At 65.4% G+C, this 20,640-nt stretch carries 7 protein-coding genes and 1 pseudogene; 2 read left to right on the top strand and 6 right to left on the bottom strand.

Annotated elements, in window-relative coordinates; genetic code table 11:
• Positions 1-36 precede the first annotated feature (36 nt).
• From VNW74_RS25720 to VNW74_RS25695, 6 genes and pseudogenes are all read right to left on the bottom strand, one after another.
• Positions 37-5,466 carry a type I polyketide synthase gene (locus tag VNW74_RS25720; RefSeq protein ID WP_325682107.1) on the bottom strand — a complete coding sequence of 1,810 codons (5,430 nt, stop codon included), beginning with the start codon at positions 5,464-5,466 and terminating at the stop codon, positions 37-39.
• Positions 5,463-10,100: a type I polyketide synthase gene (locus VNW74_RS25715; protein ID WP_325682105.1), complete on the bottom strand. Its 4,638-nt coding sequence runs from the start codon at positions 10,098-10,100 to the stop codon at positions 5,463-5,465. Before VNW74_RS25715 ends, VNW74_RS25720 begins: the two co-directional genes overlap by 4 nt.
• A complete protein-coding gene (locus tag VNW74_RS25710; protein WP_325682103.1) occupies positions 10,097-15,607 on the bottom strand; it encodes a polyketide synthase in 5,511 nt (1,836 codons plus the stop codon). The genes VNW74_RS25715 and VNW74_RS25710 overlap by 4 nt, the downstream gene beginning before the upstream one ends.
• Positions 15,604-15,888: pseudogene (locus tag VNW74_RS25705) on the bottom strand (acyl-CoA synthetase); the annotation flags it as partial. The pseudogene VNW74_RS25705 and the gene VNW74_RS25710, both read right to left, overlap by 4 nt.
• Positions 15,889-16,124: 236 nt before the next feature.
• On the bottom strand, positions 16,125-17,873 hold the full coding sequence (locus VNW74_RS25700) for an AMP-binding protein (RefSeq protein ID WP_325682101.1): 1,749 nt from the start codon (positions 17,871-17,873) through the stop codon (positions 16,125-16,127).
• A 626-nt stretch (positions 17,874-18,499) separates the two neighbouring features.
• Positions 18,500-19,207 carry a thioesterase II family protein gene (locus VNW74_RS25695; protein WP_325682099.1) on the bottom strand — a complete coding sequence of 236 codons (708 nt, stop codon included), beginning with the start codon at positions 19,205-19,207 and terminating at the stop codon, positions 18,500-18,502.
• A gap of 321 nt (positions 19,208-19,528) precedes the next feature.
• Here VNW74_RS25695 and VNW74_RS25690 point away from each other — a divergent pair, with 321 nt between their 5' ends.
• Together VNW74_RS25690 and VNW74_RS25685 are read left to right on the top strand one after the other, a co-directional pair.
• Positions 19,529-19,828 carry a PE family protein gene (locus VNW74_RS25690; RefSeq protein WP_325682097.1) on the top strand — a complete coding sequence of 100 codons (300 nt, stop codon included), beginning with the start codon at positions 19,529-19,531 and terminating at the stop codon, positions 19,826-19,828.
• 15 nt (positions 19,829-19,843) lie between these two features.
• Positions 19,844-20,640 (top strand): PPE family protein (locus VNW74_RS25685; RefSeq protein WP_325682095.1); only part of this gene is annotated, 797 nt, incomplete at its 3' end.

The raw sequence follows: 20,640 nt of genomic DNA, 5'->3' as shown, positions 1-20,640 counted from the left end.
GCGGCAGCGACTTCGACGAGGGTTCGATACTGGTGGTCACGCTCGTGGTCCTACTTTCCGCCGCGCTGCAGCTCGTTGACGCGCTGCGGCACGCTGATGCGCCCGATCGCGAACTGTGTCCGCGCCATCAGTGCTTTCCTGCCCGGCGAGGCCGAGTTGACGGATGAGATCGGCCGTGAGGTCGACAAGCGTGGCGCCTTGCAAGAGAAGTGCCACCGGGGGCTCCACACCGAAGTCTCCGCGAACGGCGTTCCTGATCCGCACGGCCATCAGCGAATCCATGCCCAGTTCGGTCAACGGCTGGTTGATCTGGATAGCTGAGTCGTCGGCGTAGCCCATGATGGCTGAAATGCGTTCCCGCAGCCGCGCAGTGACAACCTGTTGCACTTCGGCAGGATCGAGTTCGCGAAGCGCGTCGGGTCCCGGCCAATCACCGCCGTCGCTGAGTGCGTCCAACTCCTCGACAACTTTTGCGAAGTAGCCGAGTTCGCGGATCTCGGGGAACGCGGCCGCGGCGCGGTCAAGACGCAGCCGTGCGACACCCGCCCTGGCAAGGTTGCCGCCCACCAGTGACTCCAGCGCCTCGATACCTTCGGCAGGAGTAATCGGATCGAGGACACTAAGGCTCAACGAGCGCGCAATCCCCACATCCGACCACTGGCCCCAATTGATCGCCGTGGCAGGCAGACCCGATGCTCTTCGCCACGCGACCAGTGCGTCAAGCCACGCATTCGCGCATGCGTACGCGCCCTGCCCCGGGGAGCCCAGCAGCGAGGCGACCGACGAGAAGCCAACCCACCAGTCCAGCTGTCGGGTAGCCGTGGCTTCGTGCAGCCGTAATGCGCCGCCCACCTTGGGCGCCCAAACCCGCTCCAGGCTTTCGCTGCTGAGGGTGGCGACGAGATCGTCGTCGATCACCGCCGCCGAGTGGACGACTCCGCGCAACTTCAGTCCGGTCTCCTCGGCAGCCGTGACGAGTCGCTCCGCGATTCCGGGTGCAGAGATATCGCCTGGGACCACGATGATTTCGGCGCGGCTTTCCAGGTCGGCCAGGCCCTCCCGCTGCTCATCCGACGGGTGGCTGCGACCGTTGAGAACGACACGACCAGCACCCCTGCCGACCAGCCAGCGAGCGACGACCATGCCGATGCCGCCAAGACCACCGGAGACGATGTACGAGCCGTCCGGGCGGACAACCGACTCGCGCCCGCGCTCACTGAGCGTCGCACGCGAGAGCCGCTCAATACATCTGCGGTTCTCCCGCCAGGCGATCACGTCATCCTTGCCAGACGAGCCCAGCTCGGCCGCCAGCTTCTCAACCGCGTCGTCCGCCGTATCGAAATCAATCAGGGTGGCGCGCAGGTCGGGATGCTCGTACGCAAGCACGCGGATGAGGCCTTTAAGGGCACCGATCGCCGGGTCGCCTGATTCGCCGTCGCCAACCACGAGGCCGTTTCTGGTTACCAGCCACAGCCGCGGCGTCTTCCCGTGCCAGCCGCCGACAACCGCGCGCACGGTCGCCGAGACCGCGGCGATCAAATCGCGTGCGCGCGCCACCGCGCCGTCGGCATCGGTGCCGTCGAACGGGCGCTGTCCGACGAAGATGATCACCCCGAGGGGCGGAAGGTCGGCATCTGCCGCGGTTTGCGCGAAGGCCTCCAGCACCGCGGACTCGTCGGAAAGGTCTGCGGTAATCACCCGTTGCCTCGACGAGCCGAACCTATCGGTGAAATCCTGTGCTATCGGCTTTGTCTCGGGTTCGTGGGTCAACACCAACCAGCTGCCGACAGGCCCCCCACTGGGCGGCGCCGATGCCGCAGAGCCGGCCGCAACCGGAGTTGACGTTTCAACCCACGTCGAGTCGAAAACCTTCTGCGCCAAGGGCAAAGGCACTGTTCGGCGTTGGATGCGCCGCAGGTAGACCCCGGTGATCTCCGCGGTCGGCTTTCCTGCGTCATCGGTCAGGGTGATGCGTCCCAACTTTCCGGCACCATCGTCGTCGAGGCTCACCAACTCGGCGCGGCACCGGGCACGGCGGCCGACATCACCGAACACCCGGATCGTCTCCAGCGACACCGGTAGATAGGTGACTTCAGTCGAATCCGCGAGTGATTCGGCCGGCATCGCAGCAGCCAAGCCCTGCAGCGCCGCGTCGAGCATGACGGGATGGATTCGATAACCGCGATGCGGAGCGGCCTCGTCCGGAAGGCCAATCTCGCTCTGCGAAGAACCGCTGGACGTGCGAACGATCCGCGTCAAGGCGGCGAACGCCTGGCCGTGATGCGCGCCGGTGCGTCGCAACGCGGTGTAGAAGTCCGCCGGTGATACGACAGTTCCCGCCTCGGTAGGCGCACCCGCCGGCTCGGGCATGCCATCCTTCGGCAGCGCCACCTCGATGCGCGCTACTGCATGCCGACACCAATTGCCGTCCGCTGCATGGGAATAGATTTCGACGCGAGAGCCGTCGTCGCTTCGGACCAATTGGGTCGTCAGCCGGGTCTGCGCATCCAGCGGAAGCATCTGCTCGACTTCGAGCCGCTTCACCACTACGGCGTCGGCGGGCAGCCCCAGAACTTCGGTGCCGGCGGCCAACGCGATCTCCGCGAAGGCAGCTGCCGGCATGATGGCTTGTCCGTGGACCTTGTGATCTGCCAGCCAGGGAATCGCCTCGGTTCCGACGTCGGCTTGCCACACATGATCGCGGCCCGAGGGTATCTCGACGTGCAGCCCAAGCAACGGATGAGCACCAGCCAACTCCGGACTAACCGATCGATGAGCGACCCAGTACCTCGAATGTAGCCAGGGTGTCGGCGGGATGTCGACGAGGCGACCCACACCAGACTGCGCCATCTCAGCTGACTGCGGCCGAACTGTGGCCAGCTGCGTGTGGAAGGTGAGAGTTTCGTCGTTGTCACGGGTTATCGTGGCCGCGACCTGGACATCGTCGCGAGGCCTGACAGACTCCAGGCTCTCGGTGATGGCGTGGGTGAGCAGCGGATGCGGGCTGATTTCGACGAATGTGCTGTGGTCGGCACCGGCAGCAACCACGGCTTGGCTGAACCGCACCGGATTGCGCAGATTGGCCACCCAGTAGCCGGCATCGAACGTCGGCTCCCCGTCAGTGTGTCCGGTCGTGCTGATCAGCGAGATTGTCGGCGTGGTCGGCGCTAAATCCGACAGCGCGCTGCGCAATTCGGGCAATATCGGGTCGATGGTCGGATGGTGGGAAGCCACGTCGACCTCGATGCGCCGCGCCAGCCGGCCCTCTGCGTCCACCACCGCGATCACCGCGTCGACCTGCTCAGGCGGCCCCGCGATCACCGACTGCTGCGGCGAGGCATACACCGCCAAGGTGATCTCGGGGTAGCCGGCGATCAACTCCTCGGCGGCGGCCGCACCCAGTTCGAGCAGCGCCATCGCGCCCTGCCCGGAGAGCCGCGACATCAACCGGGAACGGGTCGCGATTACCCGCAAGCCGTCAGCGGCGCTCAGCGCCCCGGCTACCACCGCCGCGGTCACCTCCCCCATCGAATGCCCAATCACCGCATCGGGTTCCATGCCGTAGGAGCGCCACAACGCGGTCAGCGCCAACTGCATCCCCACCAAAACCGGCTGAATGCGGGCGATGCCGACCAGCGGCTCACCCGCGTCGAGCACCTGCCGCAGCGAAAACCCGACCTGCTCAACAAAAACCGGCTCGAGTTCGGCCACCGCGGCGGCGAACGCCGGTTCATCGGCCAGCAACTGCCGGCCCATTCCGGGCCATTGCGAACCTTGACCGGAATAGACGAACACCGTGCCCGACCCGCGCGGGCCCTCTTGCGGACCCACCACTCCCGGCGCCGGCTGCCCTGCGGCCAGCGCCCGCAACCCCGCGACCGCCTGCCCGCGATCGCGCGCACACACCGTGGCGAATTTGCCTGCGCGGCTGCGGTGACGGTTGATGGTATGGGCAACATCAGCCAGCGGCACACCGGCGCCGTCGCCCGCCAACCAATCGGCCAACACCGAGGCCCACGCCGCTACCCGCTGATCCGTCTTACCCGAGACCACCAACGTCGTCAGGGCCGGATCCGCCACCGACACCGCTGCCGGATCCGGCCCCTGCTCCAGCACCACATGCGCATTCGTCCCGCCCAGCCCGAACGACGACACCGCGGCACGCCGCGGACCCTGGCACTCGGGCCACTGGGCCAGGTCGCTGGGGATGAACAGCCGCGTTGCGGACGCGTCGATCGCCGGATTCCATTGCCGGAAGTGGAGATTCGGTGGAATCTGCCCCCGCTGGACCGCCAAAGCGGCCTTAATGAATCCCGCTATCCCGGCGGCCCCCTCCAGGTGGCCCATATTCGTTTTCACCGCCCCCAGAGCGCATGGGCCATCCCCGCGCCCGTAGACGTCCGCCAACGCGTCGAATTCAATCGGATCTCCCAAAGCGGTGCCGGTGCCGTGCGCCTCAACGAAATTCACTGAGGTCGCCGCTACGTCGGCGCCCCGCAACGCCTGGGTGATCACGTCGCGCTGCGCCGGCGCGTTCGGCGCGGTCAGGCCATTGGAGCGGCCGTCCTGATTGACCGCCGAGCCGCGCACCACCGCTAAGACCCGGTCCCCATCGCGCACCGCGTCGGTGAGCCGCTTGAGCACTACCACCCCGGCGCCCTCGCCCCGCACAAAACCGTCGGCGCCGGCGTCGAAGGCGTGGCACCGGCCGCGCGGAGACAACATTCCCCACTTGGACAGCGCGAGCTGAGTTTCCGGACGCAAGATGACATTTACCCCGCCGGCCAGGGCCAGGTCGCTTTCCCGCAGCCGCAGGCTCTGGCAAGCGAGATGCAGTGCAACCAGCGACGACGAACACGCGGTATCCACCGCTATCGCCGGACCACGCAGTCCCAGCAAGTACGCGATCCGCCCCACCGTGATGCTGTGGGCGTTTCCCGTTGCGGAGTAGGCGTCAATGCTGTCCGGGTTTGCAACCGACGAAGTTTGATACTCGCTGTAGTACACGCCCATCATCACCCCGGCGCGGGTTCCGCTCAGGCGATCCGGTGCGATACCGGCGTGCTCCAGTGCTTCCCAGGCCACCTCCAACAGCACGCGCTGCTGCGGATCCATTGCTTCGGCCTCACGCGGGGAAATCCCGAAGAAATCAGCATCGAAACCGGCCACGTCGGGCAGAAAACCACCCCACTTCGACGCCATCCGGCCAGGCGCGAACGGGTCGGGGTCATAAAACGCGTCGGCATCCCAGCGATCCGAGGGCACCTCGCTGATCGCGTCCCCGCCGTTGGCCAAAAACGCCCAATAACCTTCGGGTCCGACCACGCCACCGGGGAAACGGCACCCGATTCCCACCACCGCCACCGGCTCGGCTGACGCAATGCGGGAAGCCTTGTCGAACTGCTCAGTCAGCGCGGCACGCTGGCCGGCGGTCATGGCCGAAACCCTGTCGAAGGTTGTTCTCACCAGACACCGCCCTCACTGCCGGCAGGAGCAGATTCCACGCTGTCGAACAACTCATCCAACAGACTGCCCCCCAAGTCGAGCGCAGCATCGACAGTGCCTTCTTGCGAGTCGTCCTGCGGCACGCGTTGTGCCGCAAGCATTTCCGTTAAATACGCCGCCAACGACGAGATGGTCGGGTGGTTCCACAACATCGTCGCCGACAAGTCGAAGCCCAGCAACCGCTTTGCTTCCCGTAGCAGCTTCATCGCCATCATCGAATCCACCCCCAGCTCGGGGAACGGCCGATCCATGTCCACTGCTGATGCCGGCATTCCGAGTTCGCGGGCCAGAATGCTTCGCAACCGGATCTCGAGCTCGCCCAGCATGTTCTCGGCGGGCACCTTAGACCAATCCCACTCTGCTGATGGCTCGTCGGGCTGTGGCTCGGCCAGATGCTTGGTGTAACCGACGCTGTCGTCGAGCAGCAGATCGTCCACCACGCGCAGTGATCCCTGCATGCGATACGCCTCTGCCAGCCGGCTCCAATCCGCGTCAACCACAACGGACCGAACACCGGCGTCCGGGCTGATCATTGCCGGCAGCGCTCGGATGGCCTCCGCAGCTGCCATCGGCTGAAGTCCGGCATCGGTGGTCGCTGGATGCTGCTCCGCAGACGATTTCCACAATCCCCAGTCGATGACGGTGGCCGCGAGGCCGAGGGCGCGACGCGCGTAGGCGACGGTGTCCAGAAAAGCGCTCGTCGCGTTGTAGTGGCCAAACCATCCCGAGCCAATCACCCCGGTGATCGACGAGAACAACACGAATCGGCGCACGGGTACTTTCAGCGACAGTTTGTGCAGCACCGACACCGCGTCCAGCTTGGGGCGGAACATGGTGTTCACGTCGTCGTCGGTCATATCCCGAAGCAACGCCGGCCGGCCCGCCAAGGCGGCCAGGTAGATCCCTTCGAGCGGGGGCAGATCGGTTCCGAACCGGTGGAACAGCGCCGTCATCGCGGTTTCATCCGCCGCGTCTGCAGCAACCTCAATGAGGTTCGTCCCAGTCGACGCCAGGCTGGAAGACAGCTCGGCCAGTCGTGAGCCGCCATGACGGGATACCGCGACGATCGTCGAGGCACCCATATCTGCCAGTTGCCGGATGAGATGTGGCCCGATGTTGCCGGTGGCGCCGATAACCAGGTGGCTGGTGTCACCCTGCAGCGGGGTCGCCGATGCCGCCGGGCTGGTTCGCCGCCCAAGGCGTGGAACATGACGGTGACCAGCCTTGTACACGACCTGGTTCTCGCCATCGTCGGCCCGCACTTCGGCCAGCACATATTGCACGATCAACTCTGGTGGCACCGAGTCGTCGACATCAATGATGCTTCCCCAGATTTCGGGATGCTCCAACGCGAGCGTGCGGCCCAAACCCCAAAGGACCGCGTGTGCCGGGTTGGCCCGGTCCCCTTCGTCAATCGGCTGAGCGTTGCGGGTCACCACGAACAACTTCGGCGGCAGTTTCGAGTTTGACGCCATCGTGGCAAGCGTTGCGGCGATCCGCCTGACCGCGTTGAACAGCCGGTAGGCCGAAGCGACATCAAGGTGGGCGGACGAGACGGACGGCGCGTAGAGCACGTTCGTCGTGCTTTCATTGTCGAAGCGCGCATTAAGTAGCGCGGCAGGGTCACCGTCCCCTTCCAGCACCGAGGGCGCCAGAACCGCAACCCGAGAATCTACGCCGAGGACTTGTCCCAGTTCGACGCCCACATCGGCGTCGCCGAGTACAAGCCATGAACCGGTGCATGCGGTGTCGGCCACCGGCAATTCACGTTTGGGCCACGTCAGCTCATAGAACCAATCGTTGGGTACCCCGGCGCCGTCCCGAGTTCCCGGCGCCCCAATTTCATTGCGAGACTGCACCACTGGCGGGCTGATCCAGTGGTGGGTGTGGTGCCAGGGGGTTGTGGGAATAAGCCGATGCGGTTCGGAAGGGTGCGGCGGGTGTGGCGGGCGGATGGTGTGGGTGGCGTTGAGGTTGGTGTGGAACGTGAGCGTGTCGTGGGTGTCGCGCTGCAGGGTTCCGATGCTGTGGTGATGCGCAGGGCCCAGGGTGTCGCTGATGGCGTAGGTGAGCAGCGGGTGGGGGCTGATTTCGATGAAGACCGCATGGTCGGCGCCGGCGGCGGCAATGGCCTGGCTGAACCGCACCGGGTTGCGCAGGTTGGCCGCCCAATAGTCGGCATCGAAGACCGCTGTCGCGCCGGTGTGACCGTCGGTGGTGGTGATGACCGGGATACTCGGCGGCCGCGGCGCCCGATCGGCGAGCGCCGTCCGCAACTCGGGCAACACCGGGTCAATGACGGGATGGTGCGACGCCACATCCATCGCGCCCTGCCCGGACAGCCGCGACATCAGCGCGGAACGGGTGGCGATCACTCGCAACCCGTCGGCCGGGCTCATTGCCCCGGCCACCACTGCCGCGGACACCTCCCCCATCGAATGCCCAATCACCGCATCGGGTTCCACCCCGTAGGAGCGCCACAACGCCGTCAGCGCCAACTGCATTCCCATGATCACCGGCTGCGCTTGCGCATCCCCGCTCACCGGTTCACCGTTGGCCAGCACCTGCTGCAGCGAAAACCCCACGTGCTCAACGAATAGGGGCTCCAACTCGGCCACCGCGGCGGCGAACGCCGGCTCGTCGGCCAGCAACTGCCGACCCATGCCCGCCCATTGCGAGCCATGCCCGGAATAGACGAACACCGTGCCCGACCCGCACCGCCCCTTATGCGGAGCCACTACCCCCGGCGCCGGGTAACCGTCGGCCAGCGCGCGCAACCCAGCCACCGCCTGCTCGCGGTCGCATGCGGCCACGGTGGCGAACTTCTGATGGCGGGCGCGGTGATGATTGAGGGTGTGCGCCACATCGGCCAGCCCCACCCCCGCACCAGCGCCGGCCATCCACTCGGCCAACATCCCCGCCATGGAAGCCACCCGCTCCGCGGTCTTACCAGAGATCACCAACGTCGTCACCGCCGCACCCGTCCGCGGCTCCGCCGCCGTGACAGGCACCGGATCGGGCCCCTGCTCCAACACCACATGCGCATTCGTCCCGCCGAAACCGAATGCCGACACGCCCGCCCGCCGCAGATGGTCCGTCGAATGCCAATCGGTCGGATCGGCAACCACTTTCAGCCGCAGATCTTCAAACGGGATGTGCGGATTGGGGTTCTCGAAGTGCAGGTTCGCAGGAATGTGCCCCCGCTGCACCGACAGCACCGCCTTGATGAAACCGGCGATCCCGGCCGCAGCCTCCAAATGACCCAGATTCGACTTGACAGTACCGATCAGCAGCGGAGCGCTCTTGGGCCGTGCGCGGCCCAGCACCGTTCCCAGCGCGCGCGCTTCGATGGGATCGCCAAGCAACGTGCCGGTCGCATTGGCCTCGACATAGTCAACGTGCCGTGGTTCGACGCCGGCATTGGCGTAGGCGGCTCGCAACACCGCCATCTGCGCTGCCGGATTGGGGGCCATCAGCCCGTTCGACCGGCCATCCTGATTGACCGCGGAACCGCGCACCACCGCCAACACCGGATCCCCGTCGCGCAGCGCATCACTGAGTCGCTTGAGCACCGCGACCCCGCACCCCTCACCCAGCACAAAACCGTCCGCGCTCGCGTCGAACGAATGACACCGGCCCGTTGGCGACATCGCCTCGGCCTGATCAAAGCTGCGGGCGACCGCCGGTGACAACAGCAGATTGACCCCCGCGGCGATGGCCAGATTCGAATCACCGATCCGCAAGCTCTGACAGGCCAGATGCACCGCCACCAGCGACGACGAACACGCCGTGTCCACGGTCACCGACGGCCCCCGCAGATCAAAGAAATACGAGACGCGGTTGGCGATAATGCTCAGCGCACCCCCGGTACTCGACCAGGCATCCACTTGACTCAGATCGGTCGACGCCAGGTACCCGTACTCACCCAGGCACGCACCGGCGAAAACGCCCGTCTGCGTACGCCGCAGCGCATCAGCCGGAATCCCGGCATGCTCTAACGCCTCGTGAGCCACTTCCAGCAACAAACGCTGCTGCGGGTCCATCTTGGCCGCTTCCCTCGGCGAGATCTCGAAGAACTCCGCGTCGAAAGCATCAATCTCGGTTAGGAAAGAACCCCAGCGTGTGGTGTCCGACAGCGCTGCCGCCGCAACAGGCGAGCCGTCATCAAAGGGCGACCACCGATCCGGGGAAACCTCCCCAACAGCCGACCGACCCTCGCACAGGAACTGCCAGAAGGATTCTGGCCCGAAGATATCGCCAGGGAAGCGACAGCCCAGGCCAATCACCGCGATCGGCTCATCCAGCGAGCTTCGATCGGGCGAAAGCACGGTGTCAGCTTGGGTCTCCGACTCCGGTGTCGTGAGATATCCCACGAGCTCGTTGAGTGTCGGGTGCTGCCATAACTCCACCGGTGACACTGGCCGCCCAACCAACTCGGCCAATTCGCCCGATAGGACGACCGCATCGCGGGATCCCACCCCCAGATCCGAGAACGACGAATCAGGGTCGACCTCGCCGGGATCGCAGCCGATGTTCGTGATCAGGTAATCGACCAGCCAGCGCCGCAATTCAGCATCAGAAGAAGTCGTCGTCATGGCGCCGATTCCACACCGTCGAACAACGCATCCAGCACACTGTTCCTCGACTCAGGCAGCGCATCGCCGTTACCCCCCGAATCTTCCTGGGGTGAGACCCTTTTGGCAAGGTGAGCCGCTAATGACGCAACCGTCGGGTGATTCCAGAGCATCGTCGCGGACACCTCGATACCCAGGAACGCCTCGACCTCTCGTCGGATCGACATCGCCATCACCGAGTTGAGGCCCAACTCCGCGAACGGCAAGTCCATTTCGAGCTCTGCCTCCGGCAATCGAAGTTCGCGAGCGAGAATTGTTTTCAGCCCGATCTCGAGTTCACGCAACAGATCGTCGGCGGTCATCTGGGACCATTCCCGCGCCGGTACCGACGTGCGATCTGTGGCGAACGCCGTTCGGTCGGAGGCCAGTGGGGGGGCCATCACCGCCTGCGCAATGTCGTAGGAATCCACGTACTCCCATCCGGCGAAGGCTTCTTCCGGAGTGATCGGCCGCGAACCCTGCCGTTCGAGCTCGTGCGCCACGATGGCTGCATCGGAGCCGAACCCGATTCCCTGCCAGGTCACCCAATCCAGACTGACGGTGTGGCAGCCGTCCCGGTGGCGTGCCCGCGCCAGGCAGTCCAGATACGCATTGGCCGCCGCGTAGGCGCCCTGCCCGGGGACGCCGAAAACCGTTCCGGCCGAGGCGGTGAGGAAGAAGAAGTCGAGGCTGCCTGGCGGAAAAGCCGCCCGCAACGCCTGTCCCCCGGCGATCTTCGGCCACATCACCCGCCGAAACGTGTTGTCCGCCATCTCGCTCAGGAGTTTGCTTGCGGTGACACCGGCGGCGTGGACGACACCGCGTATCGGCGGTGCCCCTTCGCGGTCGCGCCTGGCCAGCAGCGCCTGCACCGCTTCGGATGAACCGACGTCGATGGCCACGACATCGACGGATACGCCCCGCATCTCCAGCGCCCTGATCGCGGCGATCTTTTCCCGCACGTCCGGGTCGGTGGTGTCGCTGTCCCAGTCGCGCCTGGGCGGCAACGGCGTGCGCCCGGCGAGTACCAAACGACGCGCACCGCGGTCCGCGAGCCAGTCGGCGGTCAGCAGCCCGAGTGCGCCCAGGCCACCGGTGATGAGATATGCCGCATCGGGCCGACAGCGCAACGGCTCGCGCACGGGTAGACCCGAGATCGGCACCAGCGCCGAAGCGAGCAATTCGCCGTCGCGCAGCACCAGGATGGATTCAGCTGGCTTGTGCGAGACCTGTGCCAGCACCCTGGACAGCGCCGCTACACAATCGCCGAAATCGTCTCCGTCCGGAATGTCAACGAGTCCGCCCCACAGTTCCGGCTGCTCGGCTGAGATGACGCTGGCAAGGCCCCACAAGCAGCTCTGCGACAACGCCGCGTCCGAGGCGGCCTCTCGGACGCCTCGGGTGATGATCCACAGCGTGGCCGGTTGGTGCTGATACCGCTCGGCCAGTCGACGGACGAGATCGGTGACGTCCGTCGATAGCCGCACGGCACCGTCGAGGTCCGCCTCCCCGGGCTCCGGCGCGGCGAGGTAGACCACATACCGCGCCTCGGAAATGCCGGCCGGAATGTACCCGGAGGCTGCGAGCTGATTCCGGAGCCCCGCTGAAGCGGTGCTGTCGCTACCGACTACGGCCAGCGTGCGCGGTCCCGGCGCCAGCCGGTTACCGCCCTCGCGCCAGGATCGCCACTCGATCGCGTGCGCCAACGATCGCGGATCGCTGTCGCGTAGCGGCGCTGGCGCGGGGCTGGACTCCACATCGGCGTACCGCAGCGAGCGGATGTCCACGCACGTAGTGCCGTCCGGTGCCTTGACGGCGATGTCGACGACAATCTCGTCGGCGTTGCCGGGCAACCGGCGTACCTCCACGGAACCCTGCGGATGCGTGAGAGCGGTTGACAGACGAACGCTTTCGACTGCGGCCGGAATCATGAGCCGCGGATTAGAGCCGTCCACCAAGCGGGCGACGTGGACGGCGGCGTCGAGCAGTGCCACCGTCGAGGCCTCGGTCAAGCAGACCTCGGCGAGAACGCCGCCTGGCGTTGGCCGTAACGTTTCGATCGACCACGCGAACGGCTGGCCCTCGACGCCCCATGCCTCGAGAAGCTCGGCGGCCGAACGTGTTTCACCGCCGGCGAATTGGTACTGCCCGTCGTCGTCCACGCACACATCGCCGTGAGAAGCGCTGGGGCGGGACGGCGACATTGACAACTGGCCGCTTGCGTGCTTGACCCACCGGTATCGCGGCGCGTCAATCGCCGGACGCGATGACACAGTTACTGATTCGCCGTCGGCGACCACCTGGATCACCCGCGGCTGGTCCACGACTATCGGGTGTTCGAATCGGACCGTGGACAATGCCGATGCACCAGATTCGGCTGCCGCGGTCAGGAGCGTCTGCAGCAGAACCGATACCGGAACCACTTCCACACCGTGAATTCGATGGCAACCCGGATATGGCTTGGCCTCCGGCACTAGTCTTGCCTGCCAGAGGCGCGCAGGAGGTGTCGTTGCCACGGCGATGTGCGCACCGAGCAAGGTGCCGAACTTCGGCGCAGAACCGGCGACGTTCACCCGCTCCTTCGCGACTATCCAGTGGCGGGTGTGGTGCCAGGGCGTGGTCGGTATTACCGGATGTGGCCCGGCCGGATGGTCGATGTTTGGCGGCTGGACGGTGTGGGTGATGTTGAGGTTGGTACGGAAGGTGAGCGTGTCATGGGTGTCGCGTTGCAGGGTCGAAATGCTGTGGTGATGAACCTCGTCCAGGGTGTCGCTGATGGCATGGGTCAGCAGCGGATGCGGGCTGACTTCCACGAAGGTGCCGTAGTCGGCGCCCGCGGCGGCGACGGCGTGACTGAACCGCACCGGGTTGCGCAAGTTGGCCGACCAGTAATCAGCGTCGAAAACGATTGCGGCCCTTGCGGACGGCCCGTGGGTGGTGGTGATGAGCGGAATGGTCGGCCGCCGCGGCGTCAAGTCAGCAAGCGCGGTCCGCAGCTCCGGCAGCACCGGATCAATGATCGGATGGTGCGACGCCACATCGACCTCGATGCGCCGGGCCAACCGGTCTTGCGCAGCGACAACTGCGATCACCGCATCGACCTGCTCGGGTGTCCCAGCGATCACCGACTGACGCGGCGAGGCATACACCGCCAACGTCACCCCGGGATAATCGGCGATCAACGCCTTAGCGCTTTCCGGGTCCAGCTCGAGCAGCGCCATCGCGCCTTGTCCGGACAGCCGCGCCATCAGCCGGGAACGCGTGGCGATTACTCGCAGTCCCTCGCCGGGGGTCAGCGCTCCGGCCACCACCGCCGCGGTCACCTCGCCCATCGAATGACCGATTACCGCATCGGGTTCAACGCCGTAGGAGCGCCATAGTTCGGTCAGCGCCAACTGCATGCCCACCAGCACTGGCTGGATGCGGTCGATTCCGACCAGCGGCTCACCGGTGGCCAGCACCTGCCACAGCGAAAACCCAACCTTCTCAACAAAAGCCGACTCCAACTTGGCCACCGCCGCGGCGAACGCCGACTCATCGGCCAACAACTGCCGTCCCATCCCGGACCATTGCGAGCCCTGTCCGGAATAGACAAACACCGTCCCGGGCCGGCACACGCCCTGGTGCGGTGCTACCACCCCATCGGCCGATCCGCCCGCGGCCAGTGCGCGCAACCCCGCCACCGCGTGCTCACGGTCGAGGGCGGCCACCGTGGCGAACTTTGCGTGCCGACTGCGGTGATGGTTCAACGTATGCGCCACATCGGCCAACGCCACATCAGCCCCAGCGCCGTCCACCCACTGCGCGAGCATCCCTGCCGCCGAGGCCACCCGTTCGTCCGTCTTGCCCGAGACCACAAGCGTGCTCACCGCCTCGGCCGACCGCGGCAGCGTTGGCGTGGCCGGCAATGCGCCCGGGCCCTGTTCCAGCACGACGTGCGCGTTGGTGCCACCGAAACCGAACGACGACACCCCTGCCCGCCGCGGCTGGCCTGTCGCGGGCCAATCGGTCGGCTTGTCAACCACTTTCAGTCGCAGATCTTCAAAGGGAATGAGCGGGTTGGGGTTTTCGAAGTTCAGGTTGCCCGGGATGTGCGCACGCTGCACCGACAGGACGGCCTTGATGAAGCCGGCGATCCCGGCCGCGGCCTCCAAATGACCCAGGTTCGACTTGACCGCTCCGATCAGCAGCGGAGCGCTCTGTGGGCGTGCGCGGCCCAGCACTCTTCCGATCGCGCGCGCTTCGATCGGATCGCCGAGCAACGTGCCGGTGCCGTGGGCCTCGAGATAGTCAACGTGGCGTAGCTCGACGCCGGCATTGGCGTAGGCGGCTCGCAACACCGCCATCTGGGCCGCCGGATTGGGGGCCATCAGCCCGTTGGACCGGCCGTCCTGATTGACCGCCGAACCGCAGACCACCGCGAGCACGGGGTCTTTATCACGCAACGCATCGGTGAGTCGCTTGAGCACCGCGACCCCGCAACCTTCACCACGGACGAAACCGTCGGCGCTCGCGTCGAATGCGTGACACTGACCCGTCGGCGACATCGCCTCGGCCTGATCGAAGCTGCGGGTGATGGCCGGTGATAGCAGCAGGTTGACCCCTGCGGCGATGGCGAGATTCGAATCACCCGTCCGCAAGCTCTGGCAGGCCAGATGCACCGCCACCAGCGACGACGAACACGCCGTGTCGACCGTCACCGACGGCCCTCGTAGGTCCAAGAAATACGAAAGGCGGTTGGCGATGATACTGAGCGCACCGCCGGTACCCGACCACGCATCCACTTGACTCAGGTCGGTGGCCGTCAGATATCCGTACTCGCCTGCGCACGCCCCAGCGAAAACCCCAGTCTGCGTTTGTCGTAGCGATTCAGCCGGAATCCCGGCATGCTCCAGCGCCTCGTGAGCCACTTCCAGCAGCAGACGCTGCTGGGGATCCATCTTGGCGGCCTCGCTCGGGGAGATGTCAAAGAATTCCGCGTCGAAGGCCTCGATGTCGCTCAAAAACGAACCCCACCGCGTGGTGGCCGACAGCGCGGCGGCCACCTCGGGCGAGCCGTCGTCGAACCGCGTCCACCGATCGGCCGGCACCTCCCCCACAGCCGACCGGCCCTCGCACAGGAATTGCCAAAACGCCTGCGGCCCGAAGATGTCGCCGGGGAAACGGCATCCCAGGCCGATCACGGCGATCGGCTCGTCCAGCAAATTTCGATCGAGACTCAACACCGTCTCGGCGTCGGAGTCGAGGTCGGAGCCGGTGAGAAAGCGGGCCAAGGCATTGATGGTGGGGCGTTGCCAGAACTCGACGGGTGAGACCGGCCGGTCGAGCAATTCGGACAGCTCACCGGAGAGCACGACGGCTTCGCGCGACCCGACCCCCAGGTCTTTCAGCGAGGCGTCGAAGTCGACTTCGTTCGGGCTGCAGCCGATAGTCGTGACCAGGTAGTCAACCAGCCAGTGTCGCAGTTCGGCCTCGTCGAAAGACGTCATGCCGGGATTTCCAGTCGGGTGAATTCGTTTTGCCGGTAACGTCCGGCGCAGGTGGAGCGGCGCACGTTGCCGCTGGTGGTGATCGCGACAGAGCCGGGTGGCACCAGCACCAGATCCGCCAACCGCAGGCCGTGCAACTTCGAAATCACTGACGACACTTCCCGTTTGACGGTGCGAAGCCTATCGAGGATCTCGCCGTCCGAGCTACCCCGCTTCTTCAGCTCGACGATCGCGACCAGCTGCTCGATGTTATCGTTCGGTACCGAGATCGCCGCGCCGCGCCGGTGGACCTGAGGCCACGTCAAGCCTTGAGAATACCCGGCGGGGTCGACCTCGTAGTCGACGAACGTGAACACGCGCGCATCCGGCTGTTGCCGGGCCCGTTCCCCCAGCACAGCGGGTATGGAAGATTCTCCTGCTGCCATCGACATACTCTCCCTGTGGTGTCAAGCCCTGCGGACGCCGCGGTCCGGCACTCCCAAGCGGAGAGATTAACTTCGGCCTCCTCGAAGGTGCGTCATACGGCGGTGTCCAGTCGGGTGAATTCGTCCTGGCGGTAACGTTCGGAGCAGGCGGAGCGGCGGATTTTACCGCTGGTGGTGATCGGGATAGAGCCGGGCGGCACCAGCACCAGATCAGCCACCCGAAGGCCATGCGACTTCGAAATCGCCGATGTCACTTCGCGTTTGACGGTGTGAAGCCTGTCCAGGATCTCGTCGTCCGAGCTGCCCCGCTTCTTGAGCTCGACGATCGCAACCAGCTGCTCGCTCCGATCATTCGGGACGGAGATCGCCACGGCGCGGCCTCCGGTGATCTCCTGGATCGTCGCTTCGATGTCGTCGGGATAGTGGTTACGCCCATCCACGATCAGCAGATCTTTGATGCGGCCGGTAATGAAGAGCTCGCCGTCGGATATGACGCCCAGATCTCCGGTCCGAAGCCAGGGCCCTTGCGGCGTGCCGGGGGATGGATCGACGAGCCGTCCCCCGAAGGTCCGCTCCGATAGTTGCGGGTTTCGCCAGTAGCTGCTCGCGACATTGTCGCCGTGCACCCAGATCTCCCCCACCTTGCCGGCCGGATTCTCGAGCTGGGTCTCGGGGTCGACGATCCGCACGGTGCAGGCGCGGGGCGCGCCGATGCTGACCAGCTGGGAACCGCCTTGTTCGCTTTCGCAGCGTTTCGCGTGGCCGGCCGCCAGCTTCTCGTAGTCGAACCGGACGGTTGTCGGGGGGCGCCCCGGGTATGACGACGCCACATACACCATTGCCTCGGCCAACCCGTACGACGGCCGCAGGACGGTGTCAGGAAGGTTGAAGCGGGAAAACCGCTCGGTGAAACGTCTGAGCGTCGTCGCGTGGATCCGTTCGCTACCGCTGAGGATGGTGTGCACGTTCCCCAAGTCGAACCCGGCCATGTCGTCGTCGGACGTGCGTCGCACAGCCAGTTCGAAGGCGAAGTTCGGTGCAGCCGAAAACGATCGGTTGCTGGCCAGCATCTGCATCCACCGGGCGGGCTTCTGCAGGAACGCCATCGGGCTCGTCAGCACTGCGGGAAATCCCCTCAATACCGGAGCCAAGATTCCGAGGAGCAGACCCATGTCGTGATAAAAGGGCAGCCACGACACCATCGTGATGCCCGGCGGTGGAACCTTCCCGATGTCCTCGAAATAGTCCGAAATCACCTGGTCGAGATTGGCTATGACGTTCTTGTGCGTCACCACGACGGCAGTCGGCGCACGAGTCGAGCCGGAGGTGTATTGCAGCATGGCGGTTTTGGTCTGCGGCATGTCGGTGGAGTGGAAGGCCGGCGGTGCATCGAGGTCGAGCGCGTCGATCTCGATCACCGCCGGCACGGAGCCGGGGAGCCCATGAGCACACGAGACGACGTCGTCGACGACCGCCGATGTCGTCAGCACCGCAATCGGTGAGCTGTCCCTCAGCGCCGCGGAAACCCGTTCGTCATGCGCGCCGAACAGCGGCACGGACAACGGGACCGCCACGAAGCCGGCCTCCATCGCGCCGAGAACCCCGACGATGTATTCGAGGCCCTGCGGAGCGAGGATTGCCACGCGATCACCCGGCGATCCGCGGGACGCCAGTTCCGCGGCAACGACCTGCGCGCGCCGGTGGACCTGAAACCACGTCAATGTCTCGGAATCGCCGGCAGGATCCACTTCGTAGTCGATGAACGTGTACGCGCGCGCATCCGGCTGTCGCCGGGCCCGTTCCCCCAGCACAGCGGGTATAGAACAGTCGATTGCTGACATTGGGACACCACCCCTTTAGATCTAGAGCCCCCAACACGTACGACAAGGGCGCTTGTGATGCAGGAGATTAACCCCAGCATCGCCCTTCTCGGACCAAAACCCAAGAATCTTCTCAGAAAAACCTAAGAATGTGATATGCGCGACAAACAGAGGCTCCGTCCTGCCTGCATCGTTGCTGGGACCATGGGTTCGCTATGACGATCACCCCCTGGTTTCGTCCGGCCGCCGGACGTGGTGACGAGGTTACCGGACTGCCAGCCAACTCGCGCAGCTGGCATTAGTTAAGTTCGTGACGGTAACTTTCTCGTGGTGGCGGCGGGAGGTCGCCCCTCGGGACGAGGTCGCAGCCAGCCGAGGCCGCGGTTCCAGCGCTGGCCGGACACGCTGCAGGTCGGCAATCAAGCGCGAAATCTCATCTGGGATGCGGTTTTCCAGCGACGGTCATGCGGGCCTTGTGGATACCGAACAGCCGGCTTGTCCAATTAATTGGCGGTAACGTCCAATCAATTGACGTGACGTCCAATTTGTCGGCTACATAAGCCTTTCGGCCACGATTGGCATAGCGCTTTGCGGATGGCGGTTGCGTCGGCAACTTCCTGACAACAACCGTTTCGTTCAGCGTTAAGTTAACCTCGGCAACACGACAAGATCTTGCCCTCGATGTGGCTGACCAGCTCGGGTATGTGGTCGTTGAGATAAAAGTGATGACCGGGGAAAACCCGCGCGGCGAACTCCGATGTCGTGCGCTCCGACCATGGCACCACCTTCTCGTACGTGGCGACTTCGTCGTCATCGCCTAGGAACGCGAAGATGGGGCACGACACCGTTGCGTCGGACGGACAGTCGTACTTCGAGATGGCCTTGAGCCCCCGCAGTGTCGGCAGGATCTTGGCCGCGAATTCCTGGTTCTCCAGGAACTCTGGATTCACGCCAGTCATCTCGCTCACCGCATCGAGCAGGCCGCGATCGGACTCGGGAATGTGCTCATAGCCGACTCGGCCGGGTGCGGCACAGGCGGATACGAACAGGGCGGCAATAGGGCTCCCCGCCAGTTCGAACCGGCGGGCGACCTCGAACGCCAGCAACCCGCCCATGCTGTGGCCGAAGAACGCCACCTTGTCGGACTGATCCGGCGCCGGCACCATCCGGCAAACCTTGTCAGCGAGATCGGTAATGCTGGTAAAAGAGCCAAGGTCGTGGGTACCGGCACGTCCCGGGTATCGGACCGCAATGCGCTTGAGATCGCTGGAAAACGCCTTGGCAAAAGGAACGTAAAATTCCGCTGATCCGCCGGCATGCGGAAAGATGTAAAGCGTCGGCGGTCGATCGGTCACGCGGCAACGATACAGTCCCGGCTCGCCCCACTGGAGACCACACTCGATGACGGCCCGGGTGCAGACGTTCGTCCCGAACGGCAGGTCCGGGTGCCTAACCGGCGCTCACCTGAGGTCCAACCCGGGCGAAAAAGCGTCACAGTTAACGCCCAGTTTCCGCCGGATATCGTTTCGTCGATATGTGTACCGCGGACGGCGAAAAAAGCATACGATTTGTCAGCCATCACGGGTGGCAGTTGCTTTTGGGGAGGTCAATCCAACGCCGGGTCTAAGGTAACGTCCAACTTAGAGTCTGACGGGGTCGTTTTAGGAGGTTGGAAGGTGTCGTTCGTAACTACGAATCCTGAGGTGTTGTCGGGGGCTGCGAGCAGTCTGTCAGGTATCGGTGACTCGATGGTGGCCCGTAATGGGGCCGCGGCGGCGCCGACGACGTCGCTGGCCCCCGCCGCGTCCGATCTGGTGTCGGCGATGACGGCGGCGCAGTTCGGCCAGCACGGGGTGACCTATCAGCAGATCGCCGCCCAAGCCGCGGCAGTGCACGAGCAGTTGGTCGCCGCGCTGCGCTCCGGCTCGGGCGCCTATGCGCTGACCGAGCAAGCGAACGCGGCGGCGGCGCAGTAGTCGGGTCTCGCCTCGATGAGTTATTCGCTGATTCCCCCGGAGATTAATTCCGCCCTGATGGCTTCCGGGGCGGGGTCGGGCCCGTTGCTGGAGGCATCGGCGGCCTGGAGTTCGTTGGCCACCGATCTGGAGAGCACCGCGACCCAGTATCAAACGCTGGTCACCAACCTGGTCACCGGTTCGTGGCTGGGGCCGTCGTCGGCGCAGATGGCCTCGGCGACCGCGCCCTACATCGCCTGGCTGCAGGGCACGGCGGCCACCGCCGCCCAGACCGGGGTCCAGGCCCAGGCGGCCGCCACGGCCTATCAGAGCGCGTATGCCTCGATGGTGCCGTTGCCGATGATCGAGGCCAACCGGACGGAACTGGCCACGTTGGTGTCCAACAACTTCTTAGGCCAAAACACCGGGGCCATCGCCACCAACGAGGCGGAGTACCTGGACATGTGGATCCAGGACGCGCTGACCATGGACACCTATCAGGTGAACTCTCAGGCGGCTTCGGCCCTGCCCGCACAGAGCGCCGCCCCCCAGGTGGCCAGCGGCGCGGTGCCCGCAGCGGCCGCGGCCGCCACTCCGGCCGCCTCGAGCACGGCGATCTCGGGGCTGCTCCAGGACGTTGCATTCCTTTTTGGCGACTCGGCCGCGAGTGCGCCGGCTTTGGATTCAACGGATTTGGTGTCCTGGCTCGGGACGGTGGCCACGTCGGTCGCCGCCGATCCCACCGCCGCGCTGCTTCCGGTGCAGGTCACCTACTACATGGGCATGCTCGGCAGCATGCCCGCGCGTATGTTCATGAGCTCGGGCAGTTCGGC

The sequence above is a fragment of the Mycobacterium sp. genome, from assembly GCF_035570115.1.
In the GTDB taxonomy this organism is placed as follows: domain Bacteria; phylum Actinomycetota; class Actinomycetes; order Mycobacteriales; family Mycobacteriaceae; genus Mycobacterium.
Note: the sequence above shows the minus strand (reverse complement) of the source record. Positions and strands in the feature narration are given on the sequence as shown.

Coding starts and splice junctions, on each gene's coding strand:
- VNW74_RS25715 (WP_325682105.1), bottom strand. CDS start 10,100: ATGACGACGACTTCTTCTGATGCTGAATTGCGGCGCTGGCTGGTCGAT.
- VNW74_RS25710 (WP_325682103.1), bottom strand. CDS start 15,607: ATGACGTCTTTCGACGAGGCCGAACTGCGACACTGGCTGGTTGACTAC.
- VNW74_RS25700 (WP_325682101.1), bottom strand. CDS start 17,873: ATGTCAGCAATCGACTGTTCTATACCCGCTGTGCTGGGGGAACGGGCC.